The 10,905-nt window shown below is 74.6% G+C and carries 3 protein-coding genes; all 3 read right to left on the reverse strand.

The window, feature by feature from the left end; genetic code table 11:
* Nucleotides 1-37: 37 nt before the first annotated feature.
* Nucleotides 38-1,396 (reverse strand): serine hydrolase domain-containing protein, encoded by a 1,359-nt coding sequence (locus C2L58_RS13135; RefSeq protein ID WP_233225698.1) that lies wholly within the window; start codon nucleotides 1,394-1,396, stop codon nucleotides 38-40.
* Between the two features lie 49 nt (nucleotides 1,397-1,445).
* Nucleotides 1,446-1,646 (reverse strand): MbtH family protein, encoded by a 201-nt coding sequence (locus tag C2L58_RS13140; RefSeq protein WP_013224966.1) that lies wholly within the window; start codon nucleotides 1,644-1,646, stop codon nucleotides 1,446-1,448.
* Between the two features lie 32 nt (nucleotides 1,647-1,678).
* Nucleotides 1,679-10,905 (reverse strand): non-ribosomal peptide synthetase (locus tag C2L58_RS13145; protein WP_146073581.1); only part of this gene is annotated, 9,227 nt, incomplete at its 5' end.

The following is a 10,905-nucleotide window of genomic DNA, read 5'->3' on the forward strand; positions in this document are numbered from 1 at the left end:
CACGACGAGCCGCGGCAGAACAAGTCGGGGCGGGAGATCAGGAGGCGCGGCGGCGGCGCCGGGCGACGCGGCCCCCGGCCTGCATGGCGCTGACGGTGCCGGTGGCCGGGTCGGTCAGGAAGCGGCCGCCGATGATCCGCCGGCCGGTGCCGGGTTCGCGCACCGAGAACGACCCGTCGCGCAGCAGCGCCAGCTCCGGGTAGACCTCGCCGTCGACGACGAGCACGGCGCCGCCGTCCGCGCGGACGTCCACCTGGTACTCGAGGTCGCCGTTGGTGTAGCGGCCGGTCAGGTCGGCGGCCGGGCGCGCGGCCCGGTCGAGGTCGCGGGGCAGCTCGTAGTCGCCGACCGGCAGGCCTTCGGCGCGCAGCGCCGCGACCAGGTCCGTCCACAGCGCCGAGCCGGTGCTCCCGTTGGTGGTGAGCGCGACGACCCGGCCGTGCTCGGCGTCGATCCGCAGGTGGCAGGAGGTGCCGTCGGCGGTGCCGTCGTGGCCGGTCCAGTCCGCGTCGGCGCCGCGGTAGCCGGCCAGGCCGAGCCCCCAGCCGTCGGCCAGCCCGAACGGCTCCGCCCCCGGCACCGGGCGGCGCATCAGGTCGATCAGGTCCGCCGGCAGCGGGCCGTCGCCGCCGCAGCACATCAGGCCGAACGCGGCCAGGTCCCCGGCGCTCAGCGCGAGCGCCCCGGCCGCGGCCTCGGCGGGGGTCAGGGTCTGCGCGACCGGCCGGGCGCGGCCGGTCACCGCGTGCACGGCGTGCCCGCTGACGTGGGCGGCGGTCCGGCGCCGCGCACCCGGCTCCACGACGAACGCGGCCTCGATGCCGAGTTCGCCGAGCAGCATCGTGTCCATCGCCTCCCACCAGCTCATCCCGGTGATGGCCTCGACCAGGTAGCCGGTGAGGACGTACCCGACGTTGGAGTAGGAGAAGCCCAGCCCGGGCGGCTGGACGAGCCCGGCGTCGCGGCAGGCCCGCAGGTACCGGCGGGCCGAGCCGCCCCCGGCCGCGTCGGCGCCGAGCGCGGCCGGCAACCCGCCGGTGTGGCTCAGCACCTGCCCCACGGTGGGTCTGCCGACCTGGGGGCCGAGGCCGTCCAGGTGCTCGCCGAGCGGGTCCTCCGGGTCGAGGTCGCCGTCGGCGACGAGCAGCATCGCCAGCGCCGCGGTGAACGCCTTGGTGATGGACCCGGCGGGGAACTTCGCCTCGGCGGTGATCTCGCCGGCCGTGGCCGACGCCGCCCGGCCGCCGTCGTGGACGACCAGCTGGGCGGCCGGGACGCCGTGTTTGTGGGCGAGCCCCGTGAGCAGCCGCTGGAGGCGGCCGTCGGCGGGCGACCGCGGGTCCGGGACGTCCCGGACCACGGGTATGGACTGGGAAAACGTCGAAGGAGAGGGCATCAGAAGGGACCTTCCGCGTGGGTTCGGTGGGCCGGGGTTCGCCGCCGGCTCAGCCGTCGGCGGCCATCTGCCGCTGCAGGCTCAGCGGCCGCATGTCGGTCCACACCTCGTCGACGTGGTCCATGCACTCCTGGCGGCCGCCGCGGAAGCCGTCGGCGCGCCAGCCGGCGGGGACCTCGTTGGCCACCGGCCACAGCGAGTACTGGCCCTCGTCGTTCACCAGCACCTGGAATTCAGCGTCGTCCTGCATGGGGTTTTCACCTTTCCGGTAGGGGTTTTCGGTCAGTGGTCTTGGCCGGCGGCGAGCCGCTCGAGGTCCTGCAGGACCCGTTCTTCGACGAGCTCCGCCAGCGCCAGCACGGTGCCGGCGGTGAGCACGTCCCTGGGCGTGATTTCCACGTCGAAGGCGGACTTCGTCATCGACGTGATCTGCAGGCTGCGCAGGGAATCGCCGCCGAGTGCGAAGAAGTTGTCCTCGACGCCGACCCGGTCGAGGTCCAGCGCCTCGGCCCAGATGGCCGCGAGGACCTCTTCGGTCTCGGTTTCCGGGGCCGCGTACGCGGCGCTCTCTTCCGGCGCGGCCGGGGCGGGCAGCGCCCGCCGGTCCAGCTTCCCGTTGGCCGTCAACGGAAGTGCGTCGAGCCGGACGAACGCGGCGGGCACGAAGTGGGCCGGCAGGGCCGCGGCGACGTGCTCCCGCAGCCCGCTCCCCGGATCGCCCACGACGTAGGCGATCAGCCGCTGCCCGTCCGCGACCACGGCGGCGTCGCGGACTCCCGGGTGCTTGCGCAGCACCGCCACGATTTCCCCGGGCTCGATCCGGAAGCCGCGGATCTTCACCTGGTCGTCGGCGCGGCCCAGGAACTCGAGCGTGCCGCCGGCGCGCCACCGCACCAGGTCGCCGGTGCGGTACATCCGTGTCCCCGGCGCCCCGAACGGATCGGCGAGGAACCGCGTGGCGGTCAGCCCCGGCCGGTCGAGGTACCCGCGGGCGAGCCCGGCGCCGGAAACGTACAGCTCCCCCGCGACGCCGATCGGCACCGGGCGGAGGGCGGCGTCGAGGACGCGGACGCGGGTGTTGCGGATCGGGCGGCCGATCGGCGGGGTGGCCCCGGGTTCGAGGGGGTCGCTCCAGGTCGCCACCACCGTGGTTTCGGTGGGCCCGTAGGCGTTGATCATCCGGCGGCCCGGTGCCCAGCGGGCCACCAGGTCGGCGGGGCAGGCCTCGCCGCCGACGACCAGGGTGCGGAACGCGGGCAGCTCGACGTCGGGCACGCTCGCCATCGCGACCGGCGGGATCAGCGCGTGGGTGACGCCTTCGTCGCGCAGCACGGCGGCCAGGTGCTCGCCGAGCAGCGGCCCGGGCGGCGGCACGACGAGCGCGGCCCCGGCGGGCAGCGCCATGCACAGTTCCAGTACCGACGCGTCGAAACTCGGCGAGGAGAACTGCAGCACGCGGTCGCCGGGCCGGACGTCGAAGTGGGCGATTTCGGCGCTCGCGAAGCTCGCCAGCCCGGCGTGGGTGACGACGACGCCCTTCGGGGTGCCGGTCGAACCCGAGGTGTAGATGACGTACGCCGGTGCGGTCAACGGCATCGACCGGCGGAGCGGGGCCGCCGGGCCGTGCGCTTCCGAGCCGTCGAGGACGAGCACGTTCTCCACCGGCAGCGGTGTCCCCGGCTTGGTCACCACGACGACCGGGTTCGCGTCGGCGAGCATGAACGCGATTCGCTCGGCCGGGTAGTCGGGGTCGACCGGCAGGTACGCGGCACCGGTCTTCAGCACGGCCAGCTGCGCGACGACGATCTCCACCGACCGCGGCAAGGCGAGCGCGACGATCCGCTCCGGCCCGGCACCGCGCGCGGCCAGCAGCCGCGCCAGCCGGTCGGCACGGGCGTCGAGTTCGGCGAAGGTGAGCCGTTCCTCGCGGGACAGCACCGCGACGGCGTCGGGGGTGCGGGCCGCCTGGGCCTCGATCAGCTCGGTGAGGGTGACCGGCGGGACCTCGTGACCGGTGTCGTTGAAGGCCACCAGGACCTCGTCGCGTTCCCCGGCACCGAGGACGTCGAGCTCCCGCAGTGGCCGGGCCGGGTCTTCGGAGATCGCCACCAAGAGGTGCTCGAGCCGCCGGGCCAGCCGCCGGACCGTCGCTTCGTCGAACAGCGCCGGGTCGTAACCCAGGCCGAGCGACAGGCGCGGGCCGGGTGCGGCCACGACGCTGAGCGGGTAGTTCGTCGTCTCCATCGCCTGCAGATCCCGCAGCCGCACCCCGTGCGCGGCAGCGCCGTCCACGTCGTCGGCGGTGACCGGGTAGTTCTCGAACACCACGAGGCTGTCGAACAGGTTCCGGCCGCCCTCGACCCCGCTCCAGGCCTGCACCGCGGTCAGCGGCACGTGCTCGAACCGGCGCGATTCCGCCTGCGCGGTCTGCAGGCCGCGCAGCCAGCCGGCGACCGGGGCCGCCGGGTCGGCGGTCACCCGCACCGGCAGGGTGTTGATGAAGATGCCGGTGATGTCGTCGACGCCGGCCAGCCCGGCCGGGCGGCCGGACACGGTGGCGCCGAAGCAGACGTCGTCCTCGCCGCTGTGGCGGGCCAGCAGCAGCGCCCAGGCCCCCTGCACGACGGCGTTGACGGTGAGCCGCTCGCGCCGGGCGAACGCCGCCAGCCGGCCGGTCGCCGCTTCGTCCAGGTCGCGGCCGACCCAGGTCGACGAGCTCGATTCGTGGGCGAACGCGGGGACCCGGTCGTAGGGCAGCGGCGTCGGCTCGGTGACGTCGGCGAGCTCCCGGCGCCAGTACTCTTCGGCGCCCTCGGCGGTCTGGCCGCTCAGCCACGTGACGTAGTCCCCGAACGGACGGCGGTGCGGCAGGGCGGGCGGTGCGCCGTCGCGCAGGGCCGCGTAGGCGGTGCAGACGTCGGACAGCACCTGGAAGACGCTCCAGCCGTCCAGCAGGACGTGGTGGAACGTCCAGACGAGCTGGACGGCCTCGCCCGGCAGCCGGGCCAGCGTGACCCGCACCAGCGGCGCGGCCGCCAGGTCGAACGGCTTCGCCCGGTCACTCGCGAGCAGCTCGCGCAAGGCTTCCTCGCGGTCGCGATCCCGCCAGTCGAGCTCGGTGACCGGCACCCGCGCTTCGCGGTGGACCACCAGCAACGGCTCGGGGACGTCCTCCCACACGACGCTGCCGCGCAGGACCGGGGTCCGGTCGACGACGTGCTGCCACGCTTCGGCCAGGAACCGCGGCTCGGCCACGCCGTCGAGGACCGCGGTGACCTGTTCGAAGTAGACGCCCTGGGATTCCTGGGAAAGGCCGTGGAAGACCATGCCCGCCTGCATCGGCGTGAGCGCGTGGACGTCGGCCACGCCGCGGCCGTCGCCGGCGATCCGGTCCACCTGCCGCTGGTTCAGCTTCGCCAGCGGGAAATCGCTCGGGGTGCGGCCGCCCGCGCCGGGTTCGGCGCAGTGCGCCACGGCTTCGCCCAGCGCGGCCACCAGTTCGGCGGCCAGGCGCTCCACCGTGGCGGCGCTGTGCGTGTCGCGTGCGTAGTACCAGGTCAGTTCCAGGGTTTCCCGGTCCACCCGGCCGACGACGTCGAGCAGGTGCGCCCGGCCCGCCCCTTCCCCGACCGAAGAGTCGAGGCTGCCGGCGGCGCCGTCGAGCCGGCCCAGGTAGTTGAAGCTGATCTGGGGTTCCAGTGCGGGCGCGGTCCCGGTCAGGTACCGCAACGCGCCGTAGCCCACCCCGCGGCGGGGCACCGCGCGCAGCTGTTCCTTCACCGACTTGAGCAGGGCACCCCACTCGTCGCCGATGCGCAGCGCGACCGGGTAGAGCGAGGTGAACCAGCCGACCGTGCGGGACAGGTCGACGTCGTCGAACAGGTCCTCGCGGCCGTGGCCCTCCAGGTCGATCAGCACGCCGTCGCGGCCGGTCCAGCGGGCCAGCACCCGGCCCAGCGCGGCCAGCAGCACGTCGTTGACCTGCGTCCGGTAGGCGGCCGGGACGTCCTGCAGCAGCGCCCGGGTCAGGCCGGGGTCCAGGCGCGTGGTGACCGTGCCGGCGCCTTCGCCGGTGGCGTCGCTGTCGACCGGCAAAGCAGGGTCGACGGCGAGCGCTTCGCGCCAGTACGGCAGTTCGTCGTTGAAGCCGCCGGCTTCGGCGTGCGCGGCGAGCCGGTTGGCCCAGTCGCGGAACGACGTCGTCTTCGGCGGCAGCGGGCCACCGCGGTAGGCGGTTTCCAGGTCCTCCAGGAGGATCCGCCACGAGACGCCGTCGACGACGAGGTGGTTGACCGTCAGCCGCAGGACGGCGGGCTCCAGGAGTTCGGCGGTGAGCAGCGGCCCGCTCGTCACGTCGATCTCGCCGCCGAGGATCTCGGCCGGTTCGGCCGGGGCGTTCTCCTGGCCGCCCCCGGTGAACCGCATGCGCAGGGCGTCGTGGTGCCCGGCCAGGGTGGCCAGTGCCGCGCGCAGGGTCTCGACGTCGAACGGCTCGGCCCGTTCGATCCGGACCGACTGGGTGAACCCGTCGGGGTCACCGAAGTCCCCGGCGAAGAACCAGTGCTGGATCGGGGTCAGCGCGGCGGAGCCGGTGACCGGCCCCTGTTCGGCCACGGTGACCGCGGCCGAGCCCGCCGCGACGGCCAGCGCGGCGACGGTCTGGTGGGCGAACAGGTCCCGCGGGGTGAGCGCGAGGCCGTGGCGCCGGGCCCGGGAGACGACCTGGATGCTGAGGATCGAGTCGCCGCCGAGCTCGAAGAAGTTGTCCTCGACACCGACGCCGGGCACGCCGAGCACGTCGGCCCAGACCTCGGCGAGCACGCGCTCGGTGTCCGTGCGCGGTGGCACGTACCCGGCCACCGGCTCCGCCGCGGGCTCCGGCAGCGCCCGGCGGTCGACCTTGCCGTTGGCGCTCAGGGGAAGCGCGTCGAGGGTGACGAACGCCGAGGGCACCATGTAGTCGGGCAGATCCTGCTGCAGCCAGGCCCGCAGGTCCGGCTTCCCGGTCGTGACCACGTAGGCGACCAGCCGCCGGTCGCGGGTGATGACGACCGCTTCGGCGACGTCCGGGTGGACGGACAGGGCCGTCTCGATCTCGCCCAGCTCGATCCGGAAGCCGCGGATCTTCACCTGGTCGTCGGCGCGGCCGACGAACTCCAGCACGCCGTCGCCGGACCAGCGGACGACGTCGCCGGTGCGGTACATCCGCGCGCCCGGCTCGCCGAACGGGTCGGCCACGAAGCGTTCCGCGGTCAGTCCCGGCCGGCCGAGGTAGCCGCGGGACACGCCGGCGCCGGCGATGAACAGCTCCCCGGTCACGCCCGGCGGGACCGGCCGCAGCCCCTCGTCCAGGACGTAGGCGGCCATGTTGTCCAGCGGCCGCCCGATCGGCATCGCGTCCGGGACCGCGTCTTCGGGAGCCAGGAAGAACCGGCTGGCGAAGGTGGTCGTCTCGGTGGGGCCGTAGCCGTCGACGACGGTCAGGCCCGGGCAGGCCGCCCGCACCTGGCGGACGGCGGCGGCGGGCACGACGTCGCCGCCGGTCCACACCTCGCCGGCGCCCCGCAGGCAGCCGGGATCCTCCTGCGCCAGCAGGCGGAACAACCCGGCGGTCAGCCAGAGCGCGGTGACGCCCTGCCCGGCGACGACCTCGCGCACGACGTCGGCGTCCACGTCCCCCGGCGGCGCGACGACCACCCGGCCGCCGTTGAGCAGCGGCACCCACACCTCGTACGTCGAGGCGTCGAACGCCTGCGGCGAGTGCAGCAGCACGCTCCGGTGCGCTTCGCCCGCGAACGACCGGTCGGACGCGAGGGCCACGATGTCGCAGTGGGTCACCGCCACCCCCTTGGGCTGGCCCGTCGATCCGGACGTGTACATCACGTAGGCCAGGTTCCCGGCCCGCACCAGGGCTTCCGCCGCACCGGCTGGACCCGTTTCGTCCACCCGCACGACGGGTCCATCGTGGACGTCCACTTCGGACCGATCGGTGATGACCACGGAGACACCCGCTTCGGCCAGCACCAGCCGCATCCGGCTCGCCGGGGCGCGCAGGTCGACCGGCACGTACGCGGCCCCGGCCTTGAGCACCGCCAGCTCGGCGACGACGACGTCGGCCGACCGCTCCAGCAGCAGGCCCACCCGGTCCTCGACGCCGACACCCAGCTCGATCAGCCGACCCGCGAGCCGGTCGGCCCGGGCATCCAGCTCCGCGTAGGTCAGGTCGCCGACCGCCGGGGCGTCCGGCGTCCGGCGGACCTGCTCGGCGAACCGGCTCACCACGGTGGCCTCGGCCACCGGGTGCGCGGTGTCGTTGAACGTCCGCAGCACGCGCTCGCGGTCGCCGTCGGTCAGCAGGTCGAGCTCGCCGACCCGCAGGCCGGGGCCCGCGGCGATGCGCTCCAGGGCGAGCAGCAGCTGCCCGGCCAGCCGGTCGATGGTGGCCCGGTCGAACAGGTCCGGGTCGTGGTCGAAGGTCACCGTCAGCTGCTCGCCCGGCGCGACGACGACGCTGAGCGGGTAGTTGGTCGGCTGCAGCTCGCCTTCCTCGTGCAGGCCGATCCCGTGCGCGGCCACGGCTTCGGTGTCGAACGGGTAGTTCTCGAAGACGAGGATGCTGTCGAACAGCGTGGTGCCGCCCGCCCAGGTCTGCAGCTGGGCCAGGGACACGAAGTCGAACCGGCGCGAGCGCGCCTGGCCCGCCTGCAGCTCGCGCAGCCAGTCCGCCACCGTCTGTCCGTCGTGGACGGTCACCGGGGCGGGCAGGGTGTTGATGAACAGCCCCGCCATCGACTCGACGCCGGGCAGGTCGGCCGGCCGGCCGGACACGGTGGTGCCGAAGACGACGTCGGATTCCCCGCTGTAGCGGGAAAGCACGAGGCCCCAGGCGCCCTGCACGATCGTGTTGAGCGTCAGGCCGGCGCGGCGGGCCAGCTCGCGCAGCCCGTCGGCGGGCGCCGACACCCGGACCGACGCGGCGGACCGCGCGCGGTGGGCCTCGACCGGGCGGCGGTCGAACGGCAGCGGCGTCGGCGTCCGCAGACCGCCGAGCTGCTCGCGCCAGTGCGTTTCGGCGGCCGCGGTGTCCTGCTCGCCGAGCCAGCGCAGGTACTCGCGGAACGGCGGGCGGTGCCCCGGCGTCGCGGCGCCCGCGTACCGGGCGCACACTTCGCCGAACACCTGCGCGGCGCTCCAGCCGTCGAGCAGCACGTGGTGGAACGTCCACACCAGCAGCACGTCGCCGCCGGGCAGCCGGGCGAACGCCAGCCGCAGCAGCGGCGCGGCCGTCAGGTCGAAGCCCTCCTCCCGGTCGGCTTCGAGGAACCGCTCCTGCTCGCGGGCCCGCTCGTCGTCGTCCAGCGCCGTCCAGTCGAGCTGGACGACCGGGACCGTGACGGCCCGCTCGACGACCTGCACGGGCTCGTCGAGGCCGTCCCACACGACGCGGGTCCGCAGCACCGGCGTGTCCGCGACGACCTGCTGCCACGCCCGGGCGAGGCGCTCGGGGTCGGTGATGCCGGTCAGCCGCAGCCGCACCTGGTTGAGGTAGGTCCCGGCCGCGCCGTCGACGAGGCTGTGGAAGACCATGCCCGACTGCATCGGGGTGAGCGGGTAGATGTCTTCGACCGTCCGGCCGGTGCCGGCGAGGCGGTCCACCGCGGCCTGGTCGAGGCGGGCCAGCGGGAAGTCCGACGGCGTGCGGCCGCCGGCGTCCGGCCGGGCGCAGTGCCCGGCGATCCCGGTGAGCGCGTCGAGGAGGGCCTCGGCCAGCCGGCGGACGGTGGCCTCGGTGTGCACGCCTGCCGAGTACTGCCAGGTCAGTTCCAGCTCGTCGCCGACGACCGCGCCGATGACGTCGAGCTGGTGCGCGCGGGTCTGCTCGGGGTGCGCGGCGCCGCCCAGCCCGCCGCCGTGGTCGAAGCGGCCCAGGTAGTTGAAGCTGATCCGCGGGTCGAGGTGCGGGGCGGTGCCGGCGAGGTGGCGCAGGGCGCCGTAGCCGATCCCCCGGCGGGGAATCGCGCGGAGCCGTTCCTTCGCCGTCTTCAGGGCCTCGCCCCAGTCCGCCCCGGACGAGGTCAGCTCGACCGGGAAGATCGAGGTGAACCAGCCGACCGTGCGGGAGAGGTCGATCCCTCCGAACAGGTCTTCGCGCCCGTGGCCTTCGAGGTCGACCAGGACGCGGTCGCGGCCGGTCCAGTCGCGCAGGACGCGGCCGAGCGCGGTCAGCAGGACGTCGTTGACCTGCGTCCGGTACGCCCCCGGCACGTCGTGCAGCACCGACCGGGTCACGTCCGCGGGCAGCCGTACGACGACCGAGCGGGCCGAGCCGTAGGTGTTTTCGCCCGTCGCGTCGACCGGCAGGGCCGGGTCGGCGTCGATCGCCGCCCAGTGGGCGAGTTCGCCGTCGAAGAAGCCGTCGGCCGTGTGGCGGGCCAGGGTGCGGGCCCAGTCGCGGAAGGACGTCGTCTTGGCCGGCAGTTCGCCGCCGTTCAGCAGGGTTTCCAGGTCCTCCAGGAGGATCCGCCACGAGACGCCGTCGACCACCAGGTGGTGGGCGGCGAGCGTCAGCGTCGTGCCGTCCAGCTCGGCGCGCAGCAGCGGCCCGTGCTCGAGGTCGATCGTGGCGCCGAGGACGTCTCCGGCGTCCGGGGCGTGGTGCGGGCCGTCGGCGGTGAACCGCAGCCGCAGGGCGTCGTGGTGCAGCTGGAGCTCTCGCAGCGCGCGGCGCAGCACGGCCGGGTCCGGTGCGGCCGGCAGTTCCACCGAAACGGACTGGACGAACTGTTCGGGGTGCACCGGCCGCGGGTCGAGGTACCAGTGCTGCACCGGCGTCAGCGGCATCGCGCCGGTCACCGGTTCGGCGTCGGTGGCGGCCGCGGCGGGCGCGGCCGGGGTGGCGGCGAGGGCGAGCGCGGCGACGGTCGGGTGGTCGAACACCTGGCCGGGCATCAGGTCGAGGCCGGCCCGGCGGGCCCGGGAGACCACCTGGATGCTCAGGATCGAGTCGCCGCCGAGCTCGAAGAAGTTGTCGTCGGCACCGACCCGCGCCACCCGCAGCACCTCGGCCCAGATGCCGGCGAGCAGCCGCTCGGCGTCGGTGGCGGGCTCGCGGTAGCCGAGCCCGGAGACGAAGTCGGGCGCGGGCAGCGCCCGGCGGTCGACCTTGCCGTTTTCGTTCAGCGGCAGGGCTTCGAGCGGCACGAACACGGCCGGGACGAGGTAGTCCGGCAGCGAGCGCAGCAGGAATTCGCGCAGGTCCGGCGTCCCGGTCGCGACGACGTAGGCGACTAGCCGCTTGGACCCGCCGTGCTCGGCCGCGACGACGACGGCTTCGGCCACGTCAGGGTGAGCGGTCAGCGCCGTCTCGATCTCCCCGAGCTCGACGCGGAAGCCGCGGATCTTCACCTGGTCGTCGGCGCGGCCGACGAACTCGATCACGCTGTGACAACCGGGGCTTCGCCCCGGGCCGGGGGCTTCGCCACCCGGACCCCCGGAAAGCGAGCTGTGGG

This window comes from Amycolatopsis sp. CA-126428 (assembly GCF_002904335.1).
Taxonomy (GTDB): domain Bacteria; phylum Actinomycetota; class Actinomycetes; order Mycobacteriales; family Pseudonocardiaceae; genus Amycolatopsis.

Excerpts from the sequence above, each read along its gene's own strand:
- C2L58_RS13140 (WP_013224966.1), bottom strand. The coding sequence starts at position 1,646 with ATGCAGGACGACGCTGAATTCCAGGTGCTGGTGAACGACGAGGGCCAG.
- C2L58_RS13135 (WP_233225698.1), bottom strand. The coding sequence starts at position 1,396 with ATGCCCTCTCCTTCGACGTTTTCCCAGTCCATACCCGTGGTCCGGGAC.